We start from the raw sequence: 22,698 nt of genomic DNA, 5'->3' as shown, positions 1-22,698 counted from the left end.
TCAGCGCGCGCTCTCGCGTAACGGTAGCGTGAAGTGGAAGGTCGCGCCGGTCCCGAGGCCGCCCTCCGCCCAGGTGCGGCCGCCGTGACGCTCGACGATGCGCCGAACATTGGCCAGCCCGATGCCGGTGCCCTCGAACTCCTCGACCCGGTGCAGTCGCTGGAAGACGCCGAACAGCTTCCCCACGTAGGCCATGTCGAAGCCCACGCCGTTGTCGCGCACGAAGAACTCGGCCTCTCCGTCGCGGTCCGGGGCGCGCCCCACCTCGATCACGGCCTCGGGCCTGTCGCGCGTGTACTTGATGGCGTTGGAGAGCAGGTTCTCGATCACCAGCCGCAGCATGACCGGATCGGCGTAGACCCGGCCGAGCGAGCCGATCTGCCAGTGGATGACGCGGTTCGGGCCTACGTCCCGCATCGCTTTGCGGCGCACCTCCTCGACCAGCAGGTTCATGTCGCCGAAGACGCGGTTCAGGGCGTTCCGCCCCATCTGCGAGAAGGAGAGCAGGTTGTCGACCAGCCGGCCGGCGGACAGCGCCGCCTCCACGATGGTGTCGACGTAGTGCCGCCCCTTGTCGGACAGCCGGTCGGCCTCCCGCGCCCGCAGCAGCTCCGAGTACCCGACGATGTGGCGGAACGGCGCCCGCAGGTCGTGGCTCACCGAGTAGGAGAAGGCCTCCAGCTCCTTGTTCGAGCGCTGCAGCTCCTCGCTCAGGGCCGCGAGTTCCTCGGCGCGGCGCAGCACGATGCCGAGGACCGCCGCGCGCAGGTCCTTGGCGGCATCGATCTCGGCCACCGACCAGGGCAGGGAGCGGCCCTGCACCGTCTCCTTCCAGATCTCGAAGGATTGGCGCGGATGGAGGCGTTCGCCCCCAGCCTGATCCTGGACCGCGGCCTTGTTCGGGTTGCCGCCCCACTTCACGGTCTGCACGACCTCGGGCCGGAACCACAGCACGTAGCTCGCGTAGCGCTGCGAGATCGAGATGGCGAGCAGGCCGCTGGCGCGGTCCGCGAAGGCGGCGGCCGGCGGGTGGACCTCGCCGAGGGCGTCGGTGGCGTAAACCTCGCCCTCGTGGCGCTGCCGCGACAGCCAGTCGTGGATGCCTTGCACCTCGCTCTCGGACGGGGTGACGCCGAGCAGCCGGCAGGTCCCGGCCGTGACGATCGCGGCGCCTGCGGCCTCGGCCAGCGCGAGCACGTCCTCCGGGTGCTTCAGGAGCCCGTCGATGAACTGCTCCTCCTCCGCCATGAACCCCAGCAGGCGGGCCTGGATCGCACCGAGCCGGATGCGCTGCTCGGCCAGGGCGCCGCGCTCCTTGGCGGCGAGCTGCAGGGCGAAGATGCGGGTGAGGAAGTCGCAGGCATTGCGGGCCTGCAGCGGGACGCGCCGCGGCGCCTTGTTGTGGCAGGAGATCAGGCCCCAGAGCGTCCCGTCCACCAGGATCGAGACCGACATGGAGGCCTGCGTGCCCATGTTGCGCATGTACTCGACATGCACGGGCGAGACGCTGCGCAGGACGGACTGGCTGAGATCGAGCGGCTGGCCGGTCGCGGGCGTGAGCGTCGGCAGGATCGGCACCGGCGCGTAGCCCGCATCCGGGATGATGCGCAGCCGGTTGCGCCGGTAGAGTTCGCGCGCCTGGGCCGGGATGTCCGAGGCGGGGAAGCGCAGGTCGAGGTAGGACGGCAGCACGCCGTTGCCGTCCTCGGCCACGACCGTGCCGTGCCAGTCCCGGTCGAACCGGTAGACCAGGGCCCGGTCGAAGCCGGTGATGTGGCGGATGTCGGCGGCGAGGAGCGCGCAGAGGTCCGCGACGGTGGCGGCGGCGTGCAGCCCCTCCACGAACGCGCTCAGGCGCGGATAGAGCGCGTCGAGGCCCTGGTGAGAGGCGGCCTCGCTCGCGACCTCCTCGAATTCGAGCACGATCAGGTCGGCGGACCGGTGGGCGGCCAGGTCGTAGGAGCGCAATCCCTCGCCGGTGTCGAGCGTCACGCTGGCGAGGTAGCTGGCGCCGGCGCGGGCGGGCGGAAGCGCCCGATATGCCTCGACGGCCTCGGCGACCTCCGGAAAGGCACGGCGCAGCGGCCTGCCGTGGATCTCCGCGGCCGGCCGGTCGGGCAGGTCGGGCACGTTCGCGCTCGCCTGGACGACGCGCAGGTCCGGCCCCCCGAGGGCGAGGAGGAAGCCGTGGGGCTGAAGGGTCCCCAGGATGTGGATCGGTTCCCGGTCACAGGCCGTCAGGTGTGCCGCTGGCAGCGACCGTGCGCTCGAACCCAATCCGGACCTCCCGCTTCGCCCTCGCGGGCGAACCATACCGCGACACCGCGGCCGAGGCGACCTGGACGGATAACGGCATGGTCACACCGCCGGGCGGCGCGGCGCCGATATGCGCATAGGTCCGCTAACGATTAGGTTGAATCGGCGATCGGCACTGCAAAACGGCTCCGCTCGCGGGTCTGATTTGCCGGCATCAACGCAAGCTCGACCAGTTGAACCCTTTCGACAACGGCGGAAAGACGGGTATCGTCCGGGCCGTGGCTCGTCGCGAGGGTCCGACATCGCGCTGCATGAGTGGGCCTTCGGCGTGACCCGGTCCATCCTGCAGCGCACGCCGCTCTGCTGCCTGATGAGCCATCGATCCATCCTTCGGGAGGCGGGGAGCGCCATGATCCAGAACATCAGAAGCGTCTTCGTCGGGCTGACGAAGGAGATCGGACCGGACGAGCCTTCCTCGGCCGTCGCGTTCGGGCTCTCGCTCGCGCAAGCGGCCGAGGCGCACCTGACCGTGCAGGCGGCGGCCCATCGGGCCGAGTTCACCGTCCCGTGGGTCAGCAACTACGCCGCCGGCCTGCTTCAGGCGGAGAACACCCGCCTGCACCGGCTCGCGCAGACGATCGCCGAGAAGGCCGCGGCCGCCGCCGCGATGGCCGGGGTGACGGTGACCGCACGCTCCCCGCAGCTCAGCTATGCGGATCTGCTGGCCTCCTTCACGACCCTGGCGCGGCTTCATGATCTCAGCGTCATCGACGCCGAGCCGGAGGCGGCGCATCTCGACAGGGACCTGATCGAGGCCCTGCTCGTCGGCAGCGGGCGGCCGCTCCTCGTCGTTCCGCCGAGCGCGACGGCGTGTCGGGCCGAGCGGATCGTGATCGCCTGGGACGCCAGCAGCCGGGCGTCCCGCGCGGTTCACGACGCCCTGCCCTTCCTGCGCGCGGCCGAAGCGGTTCAGATCGTGGCCGTGTCCGGCGAGAAGGATCTCCCCGACGCGGCCGACGGCGCCGACCTGGCGCCGCATCTGGCCCGCCACGGCGTGGCCGTCGAGGTGACCTGCCTGGCGGCGCGGGACGGGGATGTCGCACAGACGCTCCGGGATGTCGCGGCGAGCTACCGGGCCGACATGCTGGTCATGGGCGGCTACGTCCATTCCCGGCTGCGCGAGATGGTGTTCGGCGGCGTGACGCAGTCCCTGCTCCGGAGCAGCCCCCTGCCGCTCCTGATGTCCTACTGACGGCCGGGATCGCGCTGCGGCTGCCGGCGCGCGCGATCCCCCACGGTGCACGACAGCGTGCAGGCCCGAACGGGCCCGGAACGGGGCTCGGAGCGGGCCTGTCCCATCGCGCGCATGGCCGCCCGCAACCGTCGTTCGCACCTGCCCTTCCGCCAACTGGCCCACCTCGATCGCGCGAAATTGGCCGTTCCCGGCAGGCCAGCCCGCCGGTATCCGTCTCGGCCACGGACGCCCATCGCCCACTCGGACGGCAACCGCACGAGGGGTCGGAACCGGCGTTCCTCCTTGGCAGGTCTGCGATGTCGATCTTCTCCGGGCTTTCAGCGTTCCCCATCACGCCCACGGACGAACGAGGGCGTGTCGACACCGACGCCCTGACGGTGTTGCTCCGGCGCCTGGAACTGGCGGGGGTGGACTCGGTGGGGCTGCTCGGCAGCACCGGCACCTACGCCTATCTGACGCGCGAAGAGCGGCGACGGGCTGTCGAGGCGGCGGCGGGATGCGTCGGCGGTCGCGTGCCGGTCATCGTGGGGGTCGGTGCGCTGCGCACGGACGATGCCCGGGATCTCGCGCGGGATGCGCAGGCCGCCGGGGCCGACGGCGTGCTGCTGGCACCCGTCTCCTACACGCCGCTCACCGACGAGGAGGTCTTTCACCACTTCGCGGCCGTGGCGGCGGTTACCGACCTGCCGCTCTGCATCTACAACAACCCGAGCACGACGCACTTCACCTTCGGCGACGATCTCGTGGCTCGCTTGGCCGAGGTGCACGGCATCGTTGCGGTGAAGAGCCCTGCCCCGGCGCCGAGCGAGGCGCATGCGAAGGTCGACGCCCTCCGCTTGCGCCTGCCTGCGGATTTCGCCGTGGGCTACAGCGGCGACTGGCACGCGGCAGAGGCCGTGCTGGCGGGCGGCGTGGCATGGTACAGCGTGATCGGCGGCCTCCTGCCGCAACCCTCCCTCGCCCTGATGCGGGCCGCCCAAGCCGGCGACGTGGCGGAGGTGCGGCGGCTCAACGCGACCTTCGAACCGCTCTGGGACCTGTTCAGGCAACACGGGAGCCTGCGGGTGGTCTACGCCGCGGCGAACCTGCTGGGGCTGACCGACGCACAGCCTCCGCGGCCGATCCTGCCCCTCGGCGCGGCCGAGCGGGGGCGCATCGAACGGGCGCTGACGGCCCTGAATGCCTGATGGGGGTGGCGAGCATGGTCCGTCCCGATCGTTTCGGGACGGAGGCGGCCCCTCCTGGCAAGTGCCGAGGGTCAGAACGGGATCGTCAGAGCATTGTCCGACGCAGTGGATTCCGGCTCGCCGTAGAAAACGCGGCAAATCAACGACCTAGATCAGAGCCCTCATCCGCCGGGGCGTGCGCGTCACCGGGCACGGCAGGACATGCCGGGCTTCGTGCGGCGGGTGCGGTCGCCCCTGCGTGACCGGGAGCCTTTGCAGCGGATCACCCCGATGCTGCGCAGCCTCGATAAGGCGCCGGAGGCCGCGGCATAGCGCACGCCCCGGGCAGCCGGTCCGGACGGGCCGCCGCTGGCATTCGGGCACGGAGTGGCGCAGGGTGCGCCGCCGCCCGACCCGGCGGCCTCGACGCTCACGGATTTGGCGTTACCCTCCTGGCGATGACCCCCGCGCTCCTTTCCGTCGAAGATCTTTCCGTCGCCTTCCGGCAGGGCGGGCGCGAGACCCGCGCGGTCGACCGCGTCTCGTTCGAGATCAGGCCGGGCGAGACCCTGGCCCTCGTGGGAGAATCGGGCTCGGGCAAGTCCGTCACCGCGCTCTCGGTGCTGCGCCTCCTCGACGGGGCGGCCCATCACCCGGGCGGACGCATCCTGTTTCGCGGCCGCGACCTCCTGAGCCTCCGCGAGACCGAGATGCGCCGCGTGCGGGGCGCCGACATCACGATGGTCTTCCAGGAGCCGATGACCTCGCTCAATCCGCTCCACCGCATCGCCGACCAGATCGGCGAGGTGCTGCGGCTGCACCGCGGGATGTCGGAGCGCGAGGCGCGCGCCCGGACCCTCGATCTCCTCACCCTCGTGGGGATCCGCGATGCCGAGCGACGCCTGTCGGCCTACCCGCACGAACTCTCGGGGGGGCAGCGCCAGCGGGTGATGATCGCGATGGCGCTCGCCTGCGAGCCCGACCTGCTCATCGCCGACGAGCCGACCACCGCCCTCGACGTCACCGTGCAGGCGCAGATCCTCGCGCTGCTGGCCGACCTCAAGGCCCGGCTCGGCATGGCCATGCTGTTTATCACCCACGATCTCGGGGTGGTGCGGCGCGTGGCCGACCGGGTCTGCGTGATGCTGCAGGGGCGGATCGTGGAGACCGGCCCGGTGGCCGAGGTCTTCGCCGACCCGCAGCACGACTACACCCGGCGCCTGCTCGCCGCCGAGCCGAAGGGGCGCGGCAACCCGGTGCCGGACGGCGCCGAGACGCTGGTGGAGGCCGGCCCGGTGCGGGTCTGGTTCCCGATCAAGCAGGGATTCCTGCGGCGCACGGTCGGCCACGTGAAGGCGGTCGACGGGGTCTCGGTGCGGGTGCGGGCGGGCGAGACCGTTGGCGTCGTCGGCGAATCCGGCTCGGGCAAGACCACGCTGGGCCTCGCGCTCCTGCGGCTCACCGCCTCCGAGGGGCCGATCGTCTATCTGGGGCGGCGCCTCGACGGCCTCTCGGCCGGCGCGATGCGGCCCCTGCGGCGCGAGATGCAGGTGGTGTTTCAGGACCCCTACGGCTCCCTCTCGCCGCGCATGTCGGTGGCCGAGATCGTGGAGGAGGGCCTGCTGGTCCAGAAGACCACTCGCACGCCGGCGGAGCGGCGTGACGTCGTGGCGCGCGCGCTCGAGGACGTCGGCCTCGACCCGGAGGCGATGGACCGCTACCCGCACGAATTCTCCGGCGGCCAGCGCCAGCGCATCGCCATCGCGCGGGCGATGGCGCTCGATCCGCGCTTCGTCGTCCTCGACGAGCCGACCTCGGCCCTCGACATGTCGGTGCAGGCCCAGATCGTCGCGCTGCTGCGGGAGCTTCAACGTCGGCGCGGCCTCGGCTACCTGTTCATCAGCCACGACCTCAAGGTGGTCCGGGCGCTGGCGAACCGCGTGATGGTGATGCAGAACGGGCAGGTGGTGGAGGAGGGCGAGGCCGAGACCCTGTTCACGGCCCCCCGGACCGCCTACACGCGCGCCCTGTTCGCGGCCGCCTTCGATCTCGCGGCGGCTCCCGCAGGCGCGGTGCGCGAGTGACCCGCGCCCTGCTGATCGTGCTCGATTCCGTCGGCATCGGCGGCGCGCCGGACGCGGTCGCCTACGGGGACGCGGGCGCCGACACGCTCGGGCACATCGCCGAGGCCTGCGCCCGCCGCGCGGGCGACCGGGCGGGCCTGCGGGCCGGGCCGCTGCGCCTGCCCCACCTCGCCGCCCTCGGGATCGGCCTCGCGGCCGAGGGGGCCACCGGGCGGGTGGCCCCCGGCCTCGCCCCGCCCGGTCCGGTCCTGGGCGCCTACGGCCATGCGGTCGAGACCGCGCGGGGCAAGGACACGGTGTCGGGCCATTGGGAGATCGCGGGCGTGCCGGTGGATTTCGACTGGGGGCATTTTCCGGCGACCGTGCCGAGCTTCCCCCCCGCCCTGACGCGGGCGCTGATCGCCGAGGCCGACCTGCCTGGCCTGCTGGGCGATTGCCACGCCGCCGGCACCGCGATCATCGAGGAACTCGGCGCCGAGCACGCCCGCACGGGCAAGCCGATCTGCTACACCTCGGTCGACAGCGTCTTCCAGATCGCTGCCCACGAGGAGGCCTTCGGGCTGGACCGGCTCTACGCCGTCTGCGCGGTGGCGCGGCGCCTCTGCGACCCCTACCGCATCGGCCGGGTCATCGCCCGGCCTTTCCGGGGCGATGCGGCGCGTGGCTTCACGCGCACCGCCAACCGGCGCGACTACGCGACGCCGCCCCCGGCCCCGAGCCTGCTCGACCGGGCGGTGGCGGCCGGCCGGCCGGTGGTCAGCGTCGGCAAGATCGCCGACATCTTCGCCCATCGCGGCACCGGGCGCGCGGTCAAGGCCGCCGGCAACGACGCCTGCCTCGACGCCGCGCTCGCCGCCTTCCGCGACCTCGGCGAAGGGGGGCTGGTCTTCGTCAACCTCGTCGATTTCGACACGGAGTACGGCCACCGCCGGGACGTGCCGGGCTACGCGGCGGCGCTGGAGCGCTTCGACGCCCGTATCCCCGAGATCCGCGCGCGGCTGGGGCCGGGCGACCTGTGCGTCGTCACCGCCGACCACGGCAACGATCCGACCTTCGCGGGCACCGATCACACCCGCGAGCAGGTGCCGGTCCTGGCCTTCGGCCCCGAGGTGCGGCCGGGACCGATCGGCCGGCGCGCGACTTTCGCGGATCTCGGCGCGACGCTCGCCGTTCATCTGGGGCTGCCGCTCGCGGGGTGCGGGCGCGCGTGGATCTGAGGCGGGAACGGCAGGCATGGGTGCGGGCGTGACGACGGCTTTGAGCGAGGCCGAGCCCTACGTGCCGCCGATGCCGCCCCTCGCCGAGCGGGTGGGCTGGCTGCGCCTGCTGCGTGCCTTCCGGCGCAACACCCTCGATGCCTTCCCGCGCGCCTGCCTGGACGAGCCGGCCGTGAGCCTGCGCCTGCCGGGCGGCGGGTGCGTGGTGCTGCTGAGCGGGCCGGAGGCGGTGCGGCAGGTGCTGATCGGCGGGGCCGAGACCTTCGCGCGGCTGCCCGCCGCCCGGCGCGTGCTCGGGGCGATCGCCGGCCGCGGCCTCGTCCTGGCGGAGGGCGAGCGGTGGCGCCGCCAGCGTCGCGTGCTCGCGCCGGCCTTCACGCCCCGCAACCTGCCGCTGATGGCCCCGCATATCGCGCGGGCGGCCGAGGCCGCCTGCGCCCGCCTCGACGCCGCGCTCGGGCAGCCCTTCGACCTGCACGCCGAGATGCAGCGCCTGAGCCTCGACATCGCCGCCACCTCGATGTTCTCGCTGGAGACCGGACCGTTCGAGGCGCGCATCCGCGCGATGGTGTCGGGCTACCTGCGCACGCTCGGTCGGCCGACCGTGGCGGATTTCCTGCTGCCGCCCGGCTGGCCGACGCCGACCGCGCCGCGCCGCGCCCTGTTTCGCCGCCGCTGGCTCGCCCTCGTGCGCACGGTGGTGGCGGCGCGGCGCGCGCAAGGGGTCCAAGGCGCGCCCCGCGACCTGTTCGATCTCCTGAGCGAGGCGCACGGCGAGGCGACGGACGGGCTACTCGCCGACGAGGTCGGCACCATGATCGTCGCGGGGCACGAGACCACCGCCTCGACGCTGTTTTGGGCCGCGACCCTGCTCGCGCGGGCGCCGGCCGTGCAGGATGCGCTCGCCGAGGAGGCGGAGGGCCTCGACCTCGGCGAGGCCGGCGCGGCGGCGTCCCTGCCGGCCCTGCGCCTCGCGCGGGCGGTGGTGCAGGAGGCGCTGCGGCTCTATCCCCCGGCCTACATGATCGCGCGGCGCGCCGTGCGGGCGACCGAGGTCTGCGGCGCTCCGATCCCGGCCGGGGCCACCGTGATGATCCCGACTTGGGTGATGCACCGCAACCCGCGCTGGTGGGAGCGGCCCGAGGCCTTCCTGCCCGAGCGGTTCCTGCGCGCGGGCCAGGAGCCCGACCGCCACGTCTACCTGCCCTTCGGGGCCGGCCCGCAGAGCTGCATCGGGGCGCAGCTCGCGCTGGCAGAGGCGACCCTGGTGCTGGCCCGCCTCGCCCGCGGCTACCGGCTGACCCTCGTCGGCGACCGGCCGGTGCTGCCGGTCGCCACCGTGACGGTGCAGCCGGATCACAGCCCGGCCTTCCGCCTCAGCCGGCGCTGACTCTCGACTGGCTGCGCTGTTGTCTCCGGCCCCGCAACATGCGGTATGGAGCCGAGACCTTCGAGCGCAACCTTTCTCAACCTTCCCGCGGAGACCCTCGACGGTGCGACCCTGGCGCAGCCGGCCATCCGACCGAAGCAGTTACCACCACGGCAACCTCAAGGAGGCGCTGATCGAGGCGGCGCGCCGGTTCATCGCCGAGCGCGGCCTCGGCGGCTTCACGCTGGTGGATGCCGCCCGCCTCGTCGGCGTCTCGCCCGCGGCCCTGTACCGCCATTTCCGCGGGCGCGAGGCGCTGCTGGAGGAGGTGGCCGAGCGCGGATTCACCGAACTCGCGGCGCGCCTCGGGCGGGCGCTGCGCGGCTCCGGCACGCCGCTGGAGCGCTTCACCCGGATGGGCGAGGCCTACCTCGCCTTCGCGGAGGAGGAACCGGGCTACTACGCGGCGATCTTCGAGGCCCGCCCGCCCGCCCCGGAGGGCTGCGACCCCGCCCCCCGCCCGCGCGATCAGGACGCCTTCTCGCTCCTCGTAGAGGCCCTGCGCACCACCTTCCCGGACGGTTTTTCGGGCGTCGATCCGCGCTTCATCGCGCTGGAGGTCTGGGCGCTCTCGCACGGCATCGCGACGCTCGCGGCGGCGGGCCGCCTCCCCTCCGGTCCGGGGCTGCCGAGCAAGTACGATCTCCTGCGCGCGGGCGTGCTCGCGCTCGTGCACGGCGCCGCCGCCCGCAAATCCTGACACGCGAGCCCTGACCGGCGCGGCTCAGCCCGCCTGCGGCTCCAGTTGGCGGGCGATCGCGGTGATCACCCGCGGGTCGGTGGGCTCGACCGCGGACGGGAAGGTCGCGGCGATGTGGCCGTCGCGGCCCACGAGGTACTTGTGGAAGTTCCAAGTGGGTTTCTCGCCCGGGCGCTCGGCGGCGGCCCAGCGGTAGAACGGATGCGCGTTCGGCCCGGTCACCGCGGTCTTGGCGACCACCGGGAAGGTGACGCCGTGCTGCGCGCGCGCCGCCTCGACGATGGCCTGCCCGTCGAGCGGCTCCTGGCGTCCGAAATCAGCCGACGGCACCGCGATGACCGTGAGGCCGCGGTCGCCGAAGCGCGTCCAGACCTGCTGCAGCCCCGAGAATTGCGGGGCGTAGCCGCAGGCCGTGGCGGTGTTGACCACGAGGAGCGGCTTGCCCGCGTAGGCGGCAAGATCGAGGCGGCTGCCGTCCACCCGATCGAAGCCGAAGGACGCGGCGGTGGCCGAACTCAGCGGCCCCGTCGTGGCCCGCGCGGGCAGGATCAGGAGGCTGCCGAACAGGGCGAGTGCGTCCCGGCGGGCGAGCGGCATCGGTGGAACCCTCCTGCGAGCGATCACCCCGCGCGATCCGGAAGGCCCGGACGGGGCTGCCAGTGGAGAATCGCGCGCCGCGGCGCCCGCGGCAAGCCGCCTCACGCGATCGTTTGGCTAGCAAGCAATGGCCAAGCTTTGCATAAGTGCCGGGATCGTCGCACCGCCTGATGAACTTTTCGGCAACTGCCACGTTCATTCTCCGAGATTGCGGAGGACGTGATGGGTCGCCACGAGATTCTGGACTACTTCGAGCACCGCCGCGACGGGAGCTGGATCTGCACGAAGCCGTTCACGCTGACGACCCGCCGCGAGAGCGTCGCGATCCGCCCCGGCATGCGCTTCGACTACGGCACCCGCGTGGGCGGCCTGGACCTTGCCGAGTACCTGGAGCAGCTCGGCTCGCAATTCGGCTCCTGACGGGTGTGGCCCGTGGGCACCCGTCCGCGTCAATCTGGACCGGGCCTGCGCAACGGCGTCGCGCCAGGCGGCGCGCGCCTTCGCCCCCGGGCCGATCCACCCTATAGGCTGGCGGGATGACCGCCGGCCAGACATCCTTGACGCACGACGAGGTCTCCTCGTTGACGACGCGTTGCCGCATCCTCGCGACCGCTGAGCGGTACTTTCGCGAGATCGGCTACCAGAAGACCACCGTGGCCGACATCGCCAAGACGCTCGGCATGAGCCCGGCGAATGTCTACCGCTTCTTCGACTCCAAGAAATCGATCAACGAGGCCGTGGTCGAGCGGCTGATCGGCGAAGTCGAGACCCTGATCTCCGGCGTGGCGGACCGCCCGGGCCTCACGGCCACGGAACGCATGCGCGAGATCATCCTCACGCTCCACCGCGACAGCATCGAGCGCATCACCGCCCATCCGCGCATCCACGAGATGGTGGAGGCGGGCATGACCGAGAGCTGGGAGGTCTGCCACCACCACGTGGAGCGCATCACCGCCGTGCTGGCGCGGGTGATCGCCGAAGGCACGGCGGCGGGCGAGTTCCGGGTCGCCGACCCGGCCCACGCGGCAGGCTGCATCCAGACGGCGATCCTGCGCTACTGCCACCCGGTCCTGATCGTGCGCTGCCCGGGCGACGTCGCCCCGCCGATCGACGGAATGATCGACTTCCTGCTCGGCGGGCTGCGGGCCGGCTGAGGCCGCGTGGCATTCCGGCATCGGGGCCGGCGATCCGTCCGCGGCGCACGCGGATTTGGCCTCCGCGCGGGCGGCGATATGCTAGCCCTGACAGGACGGTACGGCCGGCGCGCGGCCGGCCCGTGCTGGGATCGACGCCCCGCCCCCGGGGCGAGCCGGGAAGAATCTGACTGGTGCGCGACATCCTGACCGCTCTGGCGGGCCTCGTCATCCTGGTCCTCGCCGCCGCGCTCATCGCTCCGCCCTTCGTGGACTGGGAGGCGCACCGCGCCTCCGTCGACGCGGCGCTCAGCCGCTCTCTCGGCGTCGAGGCGCGCAGCGACGGCCGCCTGGAGATCCGGCTCCTCCCCTCCCCGCGCCTGCGCGTCGATCACCTCACCCTGGCCGAGGCCCGCCCCGACCGGCCCTCGCTCGATGCCCGGTTCGTCAAGGCCGAGATCGCGCTCACGCCGCTGCTCTCGGGCGAGATCCGCTTCACCGAGACCCGCATCGGCCGGGCCGAGGTGAAGGTGCCGGCCACCGAGGCGGGCATTCCCACCCTGCCGGCGGGATTCGTGGGAGCCCTGGAGGGGCGGGATCTCGCGGTCGAGGACCTGCGCGTGGCGCAGCTTCTGTTCACCACCACCGTCCCGGCGACCGGGCGCACCGACCAGTTCACCGCCGAATCCGTCCGGCTCGCCGCGCCGCAGCTCGCCGGCCCCTGGCGGATCGAGGGCACCACGGGGGCGATGCCGTTCCGGCTCGTCACCGGGGCTCCCACCGCCGAGGGCGCGCTGCCCGTCAAGGTCACGGCCGGCGGCGACACCGTTCCGCGCCTCGACATCGACGCCCGCATCAGCCTCACGGGTGATGCCGCCCGCGGCGTGATGCCCGAAGCCGTCGGCACCGCCCGGCTGGTGGTCGGCCCGCCGGCCCAGGGCGCCGGCGCCACCCTGCCCTTCTCGGCCCAGGGCGCGTTCAAGGCCCGCGGGCGCCTCGCCACCTTCGAGACCGTCGCGCTGGAGATCGACGGCGGCGGCGCGCCTCTGCGGCTCTTGGGCCGGGGCAGCCTCGACCTCGCGGGGTTCCGGGCGGCGCTGACCCTGGATGCCCGCCGCCTCGACCTCGACGCCTTCCTGGCGGGGCCGGCCGGTCAGGCGCTCCTCGCCCGCGGCTTCGAGGCGGCCGGCCCTGCCCTGCCCGGCACGGTCGCGCTCGACGTGGCGGTGGAGAGCGCGGCCTTCGCGCTCGGCGAATGGTCCGACATCGGCATCTCGGCGACCCTTCGGCCCTCGGGCGCGCTCAGCCTGCGCCGCGTCGAGGCGACAGCCCCCGGCGCCGTCGGCCTGTCGCTCGCGGGCGACTTCGCCGGCCCCGGCAGCTTCGCGGGCCACCTCGCCGTGAAGGCCCCCGCCTCCGACCGGTTCGCGCGGCTCCTCGATCGCTTCGGCTACGGCAGCCCGCTCCTGCGCCTCCTCGACGGCCGCCCCTTCGAGGCCGAGGCGGACGTGACCGCGGCGCTGCCGGTGCTGTCCCTGCGCAACGCCCGAGCGGCGCTCGGGGAGGCGCGGGTGTCCGGCAGCGCCCGCTACACCCCGGCCGGTCCCGAGGCGCCGCGCCCCCGCCTCGACGCCCAGGTGGTCGCGGACGGGCTCGATATCGCCGAATTGCCGCCCCTGCGCGGCCTGTTCGACACGCTCCACGACCACGATGTCGGGCTCATCCTGCGGGCGCGCGACCTGCGCTACGGGCCGACCGGCCCACGGACGGGCGAGATCGCCGCGAGCCTGCAATCCGAGGGCGCGGCGCTGCGGATCGACAGCCTCGACGTGCGCGGGCTCGCCGGCACGCAGGCGAGCCTCGCCGGACGCATCGCGGCGGATGGCTCGGGCCGCATCGCCGGCCGGGTGACGGCCCCGGCGGCGGGGCCCCTCCTCGATCTCTTGGAGCACGCGGCCCTGGCCGAGGTCCGGCTGCTGCCGCGGTTCCTGCGCGACGGTCCGCTCTCCCTCGACGTGACCCTGGAGCGCGATCCCGGCGCCGTCGAGGCCGGGCGCCTGCGCAGCCACGCCCGCGGCACGGCTGCGGGGGGACGGCTCGGCCTCTCGCTCGTCACCGCGGCCGGGCGCATCGACAACCTGGAGGCCCGCCTCGAGGGGGTGCGCTCCGGCCTCTGGCTCGGGCGGCCCGACGATGCCGCCCTGGCGCAGCCGGCGCAGATGCGCGTTAGCGGGAAGCGCGGGGCCGAGGCCGGCGCCCCCCTCGCCCTGACCCTGGCAGGCGACCTCGCGGGCGCGCGCCTCGCCACCACCCGGCCCCTCATCCTCGCGGAGGGCGAGGCGCTGCCGCGCGACGGCGAAGTGACGGCGGAGACCGCTGATCTGCGGCCGCTCGCGGGTTTCCTCGGCCGCAACGCGCTGCCCGCCGGGGCGGTGCCGGCGCGCCTCACCCTCGGCATCGGCCGCGAGGTCGGGCCGCAGGAGGAAGCGCCGCGCCTCGCGATCGCCGGGACGCTCGCCGGCAACGCCGTCGAGGCGGTCCTGACCTTTCCTGGGCTTCTGCGCGCCGGCGAGGGCACGGTGTCGGGCCGGGCGCGGTTCGACCGCGTCTCCCTGCCCTGGCTCGCCTCCGCGTTGGTGCTCGACACCGGGACGGGCGGCGCGGCGCCCTGGCCGACGGGACGCCTCGGCCCACCGCCGGAGATGTCGTTGCGCGGCAGCGTCGAGGTGGAAGCCCGGCAGGTCGATCTCGGGCGCGGCCTCGTGGCGGAGGCCGGCCGGGTCGGCGTCGAACTCGGCCGCGAGGGCCTGATCCTGCGCCGCTTCACGGCCGGCCTCGCGGGCGGGACGATCGCCGGCACCGCCACCCTGGCGCGCCAAGGCGGCCAGGCCACGGTCTCGGCCGAGGGCACCTTCGCGAATCTCGCCCTGCCCGTCCTCACCGGGGGCGACGCGGTGCGCGGGCGGCTGTCGGGGCGGCTGCGCGTCGGCGCCGCGGGCGACAGCGTGACGGCACTGGTGGGCAACCTCGCGGGCAGCGGCGAGATCGCGCTCGCAGACCTCACGCTGCGCGAGGTCGATCCGGCAGCGGGTCTGCGCGCGCTCAACCGGCTGCTCGCCGAGGAGGACCCGCTGCGATCGGGCCGGGTCGAGCAGGTGGTGACGGAGGAATTCGCCCGCGGCCCCCTGCGCAACCCCGGCACGCTGACGGTGTCGGCCTCCCTGGTCGGCGGCGTGCTGCGCACCGGCATCTTCGGCCTCGACCCCGGCCCCTCCGCCTGGAGCGGCCTCGTGCAGGTGGATCTGCGCACGCTGCGGCTCGATGCCCGCGGCAGCTTCACGGTCGAGGAGACCCCGCGGGCCTGGACCGCCCCCTCCCCGTCCCTCGGCCTCGCGCTGGCGGGCCCGCTCGCGCGCCCCGTGCGCGAGGTCGACGTGGCGCCGCTCACCACCGTGCTCGCCGCCGTGGTGCTCCAGCGCGAACTCGACAAGATCGAGACGTTCGAGGCCGACCGCAACGAGCGGGCGCGGCGCCAGAGCCGCCTGGAGATGGACCGTTTCCGCGCCGCCGCCGAGGCCGAGTGGGCGCGCCAGCAGCGCCAGCGCGCCGAGGAGGAGGCCCGCCGTCAGGCGGAGGTCGCGCGCATCGAGGCCGCCGCACGGGCGGAAGCGGCTCGCGCCGAAGCGGCCCGGGCAGAGGCGGCTGCGCGGGCCGAAGTGGCGGCCCGAGCCGAAGCGGCCGCGCGGGCCGAGGCGGCCGCGCGGGCCGAGGCGGCCCGCCTCGAGGCCCAGCGGAAGGCCGAGGAGGAGGCCGCGCGCCTCCGCGCGGGCGAGCCGGCCGAGACGAGCCAGTGACCGGGCGGCCACAATCCGCGGCCCATCCGCGTTGACGGCCGGATCGGCCCTGTTCCCGTCGGCCGGAGCATTGCCTCGCGCGCGATGGACTTCTACGTCCGGTGATTGGACGCGGGCTTTTCGTTGACGCTATGGAGGCGTGACGAAGCGTTCCGGGAGGAGAGGATCGTGCGTTGTGGAATCGCCGCGCTGGCGGCTGCCGTATTCGGATCGGCGTTGCTGGTCCCCGTCGCCGCCAGGGCGCAGCTCGACCTCCAGAACCTCGTGCCCTGCGCCGAGGAAGGGGAGGTCTGCCGCATGCCCCATCCCACCAACGTCTATTACGGCGTGCGGGGCAAGACCGCGGGGCGGCCCTTCCCGCAGGGCGGGGTGATCCCCTGCAACAACCAGAGCTTCGCGGGCGATCCGGCGCCGGGGCAGCGGAAGCGCTGCTGGTACGCCCCCCGCCTCGCCGACCGGCGCCAGGGCGGCGGCGGTGGCGGCTATCGCCGCGACGACGAGCCGGGCTATCGCCGCGACCGCGACTACGATTCCGGATACCGCCGGCGCGAGGAGCCCGAGTATCGCGGACGCGACTACGACCGGGGCGCCCGCGACTACGACCGTCCGCCGCGCGACTACGGCGAGCGGCGGCGCTCCCGCGACTTGGACGACGAGTAGGAGCCGGGCGGCGACGTCACGACAGGTAGTCGCCGAATCGGTCCACATGGGCCGCGAGGCCGAGCCCGTGCTCGCGCACGAGGTGCTCGGCCAGCGGCCCGTCGCGGGCCTCCAGCGCCCGGATGATCTCGACGTGCTCGCGGCTCGACCGCTCCGCCCGCCCTTCGTTGCGAAGGGCGGCGTTGCGGATGCCGCGCACGTGAATCAGCAGGTTGCTCGACAGCCCCTCGAAGACCTCGCACTGGCCCAGGGCGATGATGGTCTGGTGGAAGCGGATGTTGGCGTCGGAGTACTCGTCGATCTGCTCCGAGGGCGAGCCGTCGTAGAATTGCGGAAACGTCGCCTTGAGCGCGGTGAGCTGCGCGTCGCTGGCGCGGGCGCAGGCGAGGCGGGCCGCCATGCTCTCCAGCGCCGCCCAGGCGTGGATCATGCCGACGATCTCCCGCTTGGTCTTGCGGACCACGAACACGCCGCGCCGGGCTTCGGAGCGCACGAACCCTTCCTGTTCGAGCACCGTGAAGGCCTCCCGCACGGGCGTGCGGCTCACGCCGAGATCCCGCGACAGGCGCCGCTCGTCGAGGCGGATCTCCTGGCGCGTGCCGTAGATATCCATCTGGCTGATCGCCGCCTTCAGCGACTCGTAGACCAGCGTCCGCAGGTTGGCGGCCGGGACGATCGGCGTGACGTTGAACTGCTCGTTCATCTTGCTTCCACCCGGCTTGAAGGCTCTGGCGTCCGAGGCTCTGGCGTCCTCTTGGGTGTCGTCCTGACCGGCACAGGCGTCCGTCCCGCCCCGGGTTCCGGCCTGATCCGCGGCGGCGGCTCACCCGCGACACCGCCTCCCCTGCTCCGGTCCGTCCAGGCCGTCCGCTCCGCCGAAGGCCAATCCTCCGCTTGACACTCCCCGTAATCTGGCATACCACATGCCACAAGAACAAGCCGATTTATCGGCGAGGCCGCCTCCGGCGGTCGGATTTCAAGACCCTGTCACGGTGCCGGGAGGATGGACTTCCATGATCCCTGATCACATCCAGGACATCGCCGGCGAACGGCGGGATTTTGCCCTCGGACGCGCGGTCTCGACTTGAGATCTGTCGGCGAACGACAGGCGATTGCAGGGATGTGTGAGTGGGCGGGCGTGATGGGTTTTGCCTGGAATTTCGAGCAACTGGTCGATGCGACGGGTGACGCCGTCATCGTGTCCGATCCCGAAGGGGCCATCGTCGTCTGGAATCCGGCGGCCGAGCGGATCTTCGGCTACTCGCGGGACGAGGCCCTCGGGCGCTCCCTCGACCTGATCACGCCGGAGCGCCAGCGCCAGCGGCACTGGGACGGCTACGCCAACACGATGCGCACCGGCGTCACGAAGTACGGCAGCGCGCTCCTGCGCGTGCCGGCCCTGCACAAGGACGGCCACACGCTGTCCATCGCCTTCTCGGTCGGGCTCCTGCGCGGACCCGGCGACGAGGTCACCGGGATCGTCGCGGTCATCCGCGACGAGACCAGCCGCTGGGCCGAGGAAAAGGCCCTGCGCAAGCGCTTGAGCGAACTCGAGGCCGGTCAGACGCATGACTAGCCGGAGTATGTGAAGTTCCTGATCGGAGCTCACGCACCGGGTCGACCACAAGATCCGGGACGGACAACATCGCCCGCAGATCGTTTAGGGAGCACACCAAGATGAGCAAGCCGCTGGAAGGCATCAAGATCATCGACTTCACGCACGTTCAGGCGGGTCCGGCCTGCACGCAGCTCCTCGCCTGGTTCGGCGCCGACGTGATCAAGGTCGAGCGGCCCGGCGCCGGCGACGTGACGCGCTCGCAGCTGCGCCACGTCGACGAAGCGGACGCGCTCTACTTCACGATGCTGAACAGCAACAAGCGCTCCCTGACGCTCGACACCAAGACTCCGCAGGGCAAGGAAGTCCTCGAGAAGCTGATCAAGGAATCCGACGTCCTGGTCGAGAATTTCGGCCCCGGCGCGCTCGACCGCATGGGCTTCTCCTGGGCGCGGATCAACGAGCTGAACCCGGGCATGATCGTGGCCTCCGTGAAGGGCTTCAGCGAGGGCCATCACTACGAGGACCTGAAGGTCTACGAGAACGTGGCGCAGTGCGCCGGCGGCGCCGCCTCCACCACCGGCTTCTGGGACGGACCGCCCACCGTGAGCGGCGCGGCTCTGGGTGACTCCAACACCGGCATGCACCTCGCCATCGGCATCCTCACGGCGCTGCACGCCCGCAGCAAGACCGGCAAGGGCCAGAAGGTCGCCGTCTCGATGCAGGACGCGGTGCTCAACCTCTGCCGCGTGAAGCTGCGCGACCAGCAACGCCTCGACGCCCTCGGCTATCTCGAAGAGTACCCGCAGTACCCGCACGGCGAGTTCACGGACGTGGTGCCGCGCGGCGGCAACGCGGGCGGCGGCGGCCAGCCGGGCTGGGTGCTGAAGTGCAAGGGCTGGGAGACCGATCCCAACGCCTACATCTACTTCACCATCCAGGGTCACGCCTGGGCCCCGATCTGCCGCGCGCTCGGCAAGCCGGAGTGGATCGAGGATCCGGCCTACAACACCCCGCGCGCCCGCCAGGACAAGATCTTCGAGATCTTCGCCTTCATCGAGGGCTGGCTCGCCGACAAGACCAAGTACGAGGCGGTCGACATCCTGCGCAAGTTCGACATCCCCTGCGCGCCGGTGCTGTCGATGAAGGAGATCGCCGAGGACAAGTCGCTGCGGGCCAGCGGCTCGATCGTCGAGGTGGCGCACCCGCAGCTCGGCAAGTACCTGACGGTGGGCAGCCCGATCAAGTTCTCGGACCTGACCGTCGACGTGAAGCCCTCGCCGCTGCTGGGCGAGCACACCGACGAGGTGCTGCGCGGCCTCGGCTATTCCGAGCAGCAGATCGAGATGCTGCACCAGGAGCGCGCGGTCTGATCGACCGCACCGCACGGCGAATACACGGGAACGGCGCGTCTCAGACGCGCCGTTCTTCGTTGTGGGGCCGGATGACGTTCATCGGCTGGGCCCGCCGCCGGAGCGGCGCCTCAGCCCATCCCCACGGTCGATCTGCGGTGGAACTGCCGAAGCGCCCCACCCTTTCCCGGACGACTGCAGCGTCAGCGGAAGGAGATCCGGGAACCAGTCGAACAAAGTCGCGAAGCGTCCGCTTCTCGGCGACGGTGCAGATTTTTAGAGCCGCTTCGCGGCCCATCTCCCCTGGCTCCCGGGTCGCATTCCGCTGACGCTGCATGCGCCCGGGAAAAGGCAGAGGGTCCATCCTGCGACGTGAGCGCCGTTCGGCGGCCGATCTCGTTACTGCGGGATCTTGCCGACTCACCGCCAGGGACGGTCGCCGTGCCTGCCGTGGGATCGGCCACCGCACAAGTCCGGCGGGTGCCGCTTCAGTCCCGCTGACCTGCGAGCCCCGACTCCACCGCGCCGCGGTCGGCCAGGAAGAACTCGACCGCCCGGGTGACCACGGCCGGGTCGTAGGCGTGCGGGCCGTCGTACTCGACGTAGGTGAGATCGTAGCCCGCCTGATCGAGCAGGCGCGCATGGGCGCGGGCGCTGCGATCGATCGGGATCTGCGTGTCCCGCGTCCCATGCGACAGGAAGATGCGCGGCGCGCCCCTCTGCCGCTGCACCGCCAGGAAGCCCGCGGAGGAGACGATCAGGTGACTCGCGAGATGGCCGTTGGTGAGGCCGAGCGCGAGCGTGTAGCTGCCGCCGTCCGAGTGCCCCGCGAAGGCGAGATGCGACGGATCGATGAGGAATCGGTTCGCCACCGCGGCCAGCGCCGCGTCGAGGCGTTCGCGGTCGGGGCCATGCCCGGCGATCACCAAGTCCCAGGTCGGGAAGAGGGATTGCGGGGCGAGGAGCAGGAAGCGCTCCGCGTCGGCATGGGCCGCCAGCATCGGCAGGATCTTTTCCGCGCTGCCGCCCCCGCCGTGGAAGAGCACCACCAGCGGCGTCGGGCGGCGGGCGTCGATGCCCGGCGGGACGTGCAGCACGGCGTCGCGCTCGGAAAACCGGCCCAGCGCGTGGCGGCCCGGCGGCAGCGGCTCGCGCGTCGGCAGCCGGTGCGCGAAGGCGAGGCATCCGACGAGGCTCGGATCGAGCACGGCCTCGTCCAGCTCGGGGGCGGCGGCAGGGGTCACGGCGGCGTCTCCGCAGGCGATGATGGGGACATGCGCCGCGCGGGCAGGCCCGCGCCACGCGAGCAGGCACGGCGAAGCCCCGCCGGACCCGAGGACCGGCGGGGCGAAGCTCAGCCCGGCCGCGCCGGGCGTATGGGCACTACTTCTTGCGGATCGCGCTCTGCGGGTTGAGGCTGCCGATGTTGCCGCTCTCGGTGCCCGCCAGCGGGTCGATCACCGCGTTGATGAGGGTCGGCTGGCCCGAATCCATCGCCTCGTTCACGGCGCGGCTGAGTTCGTCGGGGGTCGTCACGTTGACGCCGACTCCGCCGAAGGCCTCCATCATCCGGTCGTAGCGCGAATCCTTCACGAACACGGTCGTGCCGGGGTCCCGGCCGGTCGGGTCGGTGTCGGTGCCGCGATAGATGCCGTTGTTGTTGAAGACGACGATGCAGACCGGGAGGTTGTACCGGCAGATCGTCTCGACCTCCATGCCGGAGAAGCCGAAGGCGCTGTCGCCCTCGACCGCCAGCACAGGCTTGCCGGTCTCGACCGCGGCCGCGACGGCGAAGCCCATGCCGATGCCCATCACCCCCCAGGTGCCGACGTCGAGCCGCTTGCGCGGCTGGTACATGTCGATCACCGAGCGGGCGAGGTCGAGGGTGTTGGCGCCCTCGTTGACGAGGATCGCGTCGGGCCGCTCCTTGATGACCGTGCGCAGCGCCCCGAGCGCGCCGTGGAAGTCCATCGGCGCGGCGTTCTTGCCGAGCTTCGACGCCATCTTGGAGAGATTTTCCTCCTTCTTCTTGGTGATGGCGCCCGTCCACTCGGCGGGCGGGGCCGGCCAGTCGCCCCGCATGCCGTCGAGGAGCGCGCTGACGCAGGAGCCGATGTCGCCGACGAGCGGCGCCACGATCTCGACGTTCGAGTCCATCTCGCGCGGCTCGATGTCGATCTGGATGAATTTTTTCGAGCCGGGGGCGCCCCAGGTCTTCCCCTTGCCGTGCGACAGGAGCCAGTTCAGGCGCGCGCCCACCAGCAGGACGACGTCGGCGTCCTTGAGCACCATCGAGCGGGCGGCGCCTGCCGATTGCGGATGCGTGTCGGGCAGGAGGCCCTTGGCCATGCTCATCGGCACGTACGGGATGCCGCTCGTCTCGACGAGGGCGCGGACGGCCTCGTCGGCCTGCGCGTAGGCCGCGCCCTTGCCGAGGATGATGAGCGGGCGCTTGGCGCTCTTGAGCACGTCGAGGGCGCGCCGTACGGCATCCGGGGCCGGGAGCTGGGCGGGGGCCGGATCGATCACCTTGACCAGCGACTTGGCGCCCGCCTCGGCATCCATCACCTGCGAGAAGAGCTTGGCCGGCAGGTCGAGGTAGACGCCGCCCGGACGGCCTGACACCGCGGCGCGGATCGCGCGAGCGATGCCGATGCCGATATCGGCCGCGTGCAGCACCCGGAAGGCGGCTTTGCAGAGGGGCTTGGCGATGGCGAGCTGGTCCATCTCCTCGTAGTCGCCCTGCTGCAGGTCGACGATCTCGCGCTCGGAGGAGCCCGAGATGAGGATCATCGGGAAGCAGTTGGTGGTGGCGTTGGCGAGCGCGGTCAGGCCGTTGAGGAAGCCGGGCGCCGACACCGTGAGGCAGATGCCGGGCTTCTTGGTGAGGAAGCCGGCGATCGCCGCGGCGTTGCCCGCGTTCTGCTCGTGCCGGAACGAGATCACCCGCATGCCCTGGGCCTGCGCGAGGCGGCCGAGATCGGTGATCGGGATGCCCGGAACACCGTAGATGGTGTCGATGTCGTTGAGCTTGAGCGCGTCGATGACGAGGTGGAAGCCGTCCGTCAGGTCACGCTCCGGAGCGGGCGCAGGGGCGGCCAGCTGGCCGTTCTCGATGGCGGGTTCGGGCTGCGTCTTGACGATGGTTTCCATCGGATGGCTCCTGAATGTCTTGGCGTGCCTTGGCGCGCCTTGGCGAGCTGCCCGGGGCAACCCGGCGTCTCGAATGGGTCCTGCATCATGGTCGCCGCCGGAGCGGGGGCTGCGTCGGCGCAGGATGCGGTGGTGGGTGCGGCTCGGGGCGGGGGTGAACCCGCCCGTTCTGCGCGTCGGCGCCTCACCGGCTGATGACGAAAGAGATGGGTCGTGGGCGGGGACCCGCCAGCGGGTCCCCGCGCGAAGGTTTAGTGAGCGTTGGCCGGCACGGTGCCGTTGGCGGC

17 protein-coding genes are annotated in these 22,698 nt (G+C 72.4%); 12 read left to right on the top strand and 5 right to left on the bottom strand.

Features of this window, described 5'->3' with window-relative positions:
• Nucleotides 1-2,277 carry an ATP-binding protein gene (locus tag ACKUB9_RS31035; protein ID WP_407530519.1) on the bottom strand — a complete coding sequence of 759 codons (2,277 nt, stop codon included), beginning with the start codon at nucleotides 2,275-2,277 and terminating at the stop codon, nucleotides 1-3.
• A 388-nt stretch (nucleotides 2,278-2,665) separates the two neighbouring features.
• Here ACKUB9_RS31035 and ACKUB9_RS31030 point away from each other — a divergent pair, with 388 nt between their 5' ends.
• The 6 genes from ACKUB9_RS31030 (at nucleotide 2,666) to ACKUB9_RS31005 (ending at nucleotide 10,107) form a co-directional block, all read left to right on the top strand.
• Nucleotides 2,666-3,508 (top strand): universal stress protein, encoded by an 843-nt coding sequence (locus ACKUB9_RS31030; RefSeq protein ID WP_407530518.1) that lies wholly within the window; start codon nucleotides 2,666-2,668, stop codon nucleotides 3,506-3,508.
• A gap of 299 nt (nucleotides 3,509-3,807) precedes the next feature.
• The gene (locus tag ACKUB9_RS31025) at nucleotides 3,808-4,698 is read left to right on the top strand and encodes a dihydrodipicolinate synthase family protein (protein WP_407530516.1); all 891 of its coding nucleotides are present in this window, start codon (nucleotides 3,808-3,810) and stop codon (nucleotides 4,696-4,698) included.
• Between the two features lie 437 nt (nucleotides 4,699-5,135).
• Nucleotides 5,136-6,761, top strand: coding sequence for an ABC transporter ATP-binding protein (locus ACKUB9_RS31020; RefSeq protein ID WP_407530514.1), 1,626 nt, complete (start codon nucleotides 5,136-5,138; stop codon nucleotides 6,759-6,761).
• On the top strand, nucleotides 6,758-7,978 hold the full coding sequence (locus ACKUB9_RS31015) for a phosphopentomutase (RefSeq protein ID WP_407530512.1): 1,221 nt from the start codon (nucleotides 6,758-6,760) through the stop codon (nucleotides 7,976-7,978). The genes ACKUB9_RS31020 and ACKUB9_RS31015 overlap by 4 nt, the downstream gene beginning before the upstream one ends.
• A gap of 16 nt (nucleotides 7,979-7,994) precedes the next feature.
• Nucleotides 7,995-9,368: a cytochrome P450 gene (locus ACKUB9_RS31010; RefSeq protein ID WP_407530510.1), complete on the top strand. Its 1,374-nt coding sequence runs from the start codon at nucleotides 7,995-7,997 to the stop codon at nucleotides 9,366-9,368.
• A 103-nt stretch (nucleotides 9,369-9,471) separates the two neighbouring features.
• Entirely contained in the window at nucleotides 9,472-10,107 is a 636-nt protein-coding gene (locus ACKUB9_RS31005) for a TetR/AcrR family transcriptional regulator (RefSeq protein ID WP_407530508.1), read from the top strand.
• Between the two features lie 24 nt (nucleotides 10,108-10,131).
• On the opposite strand, the gene ACKUB9_RS31000 is transcribed toward ACKUB9_RS31005, so the two are convergent.
• Nucleotides 10,132-10,704, bottom strand: coding sequence for a glutathione peroxidase (locus ACKUB9_RS31000; protein ID WP_407530506.1), 573 nt, complete (start codon nucleotides 10,702-10,704; stop codon nucleotides 10,132-10,134).
• Nucleotides 10,705-10,926: 222 nt separating this feature from the next.
• Between ACKUB9_RS31000 and ACKUB9_RS30995 the strand changes: the two genes are divergently transcribed.
• From ACKUB9_RS30995 to ACKUB9_RS30980, 4 genes are all read left to right on the top strand, one after another.
• Nucleotides 10,927-11,124 (top strand): hypothetical protein, encoded by a 198-nt coding sequence (locus ACKUB9_RS30995; protein WP_238240421.1) that lies wholly within the window; start codon nucleotides 10,927-10,929, stop codon nucleotides 11,122-11,124.
• Between the two features lie 116 nt (nucleotides 11,125-11,240).
• A complete protein-coding gene (locus ACKUB9_RS30990) occupies nucleotides 11,241-11,858 on the top strand; it encodes a TetR/AcrR family transcriptional regulator (RefSeq protein ID WP_407530505.1) in 618 nt (205 codons plus the stop codon).
• A gap of 173 nt (nucleotides 11,859-12,031) precedes the next feature.
• Nucleotides 12,032-15,691, top strand: coding sequence for an AsmA family protein (locus ACKUB9_RS30985; protein WP_410824826.1), 3,660 nt, complete (start codon nucleotides 12,032-12,034; stop codon nucleotides 15,689-15,691).
• Nucleotides 15,692-15,907: 216 nt separating this feature from the next.
• A complete protein-coding gene (locus tag ACKUB9_RS30980; protein WP_407530950.1) occupies nucleotides 15,908-16,351 on the top strand; it encodes a hypothetical protein in 444 nt (147 codons plus the stop codon).
• 16 nt (nucleotides 16,352-16,367) lie between these two features.
• Here ACKUB9_RS30980 and ACKUB9_RS30975 read toward each other — a convergent pair whose 3' ends face one another.
• Nucleotides 16,368-17,054, bottom strand: a complete 687-nt coding sequence (locus tag ACKUB9_RS30975) for a GntR family transcriptional regulator (RefSeq protein ID WP_407530949.1) — start codon at nucleotides 17,052-17,054, stop codon at nucleotides 16,368-16,370.
• A gap of 417 nt (nucleotides 17,055-17,471) precedes the next feature.
• On the opposite strand from ACKUB9_RS30975, the gene ACKUB9_RS30970 reads away from it, so the two are divergent.
• Both ACKUB9_RS30970 and frc read left to right on the top strand, forming a co-directional pair.
• A complete protein-coding gene (locus ACKUB9_RS30970) occupies nucleotides 17,472-17,927 on the top strand; it encodes a PAS domain-containing protein (protein ID WP_407530947.1) in 456 nt (151 codons plus the stop codon).
• A 101-nt stretch (nucleotides 17,928-18,028) separates the two neighbouring features.
• The gene (frc, locus tag ACKUB9_RS30965) at nucleotides 18,029-19,279 is read left to right on the top strand and encodes a formyl-CoA transferase (RefSeq protein WP_407530945.1); all 1,251 of its coding nucleotides are present in this window, start codon (nucleotides 18,029-18,031) and stop codon (nucleotides 19,277-19,279) included.
• A 467-nt stretch (nucleotides 19,280-19,746) separates the two neighbouring features.
• Here frc and ACKUB9_RS30960 read toward each other — a convergent pair whose 3' ends face one another.
• A complete protein-coding gene (locus tag ACKUB9_RS30960; protein ID WP_407530952.1) occupies nucleotides 19,747-20,466 on the bottom strand; it encodes an alpha/beta hydrolase in 720 nt (239 codons plus the stop codon).
• A gap of 175 nt (nucleotides 20,467-20,641) precedes the next feature.
• Nucleotides 20,642-22,411: an oxalyl-CoA decarboxylase gene (oxc, locus tag ACKUB9_RS30955; protein WP_407530943.1), complete on the bottom strand. Its 1,770-nt coding sequence runs from the start codon at nucleotides 22,409-22,411 to the stop codon at nucleotides 20,642-20,644.
• Between the last annotated feature and the right edge of the window lie 287 nt (nucleotides 22,412-22,698).

The organism is Methylobacterium oryzisoli, from assembly GCF_046557895.1.
Taxonomy (GTDB): Bacteria; Pseudomonadota; Alphaproteobacteria; order Rhizobiales; family Beijerinckiaceae; genus Methylobacterium; species Methylobacterium oryzisoli.
This window is presented reverse-complemented; position numbering and strand designations above follow the sequence as displayed.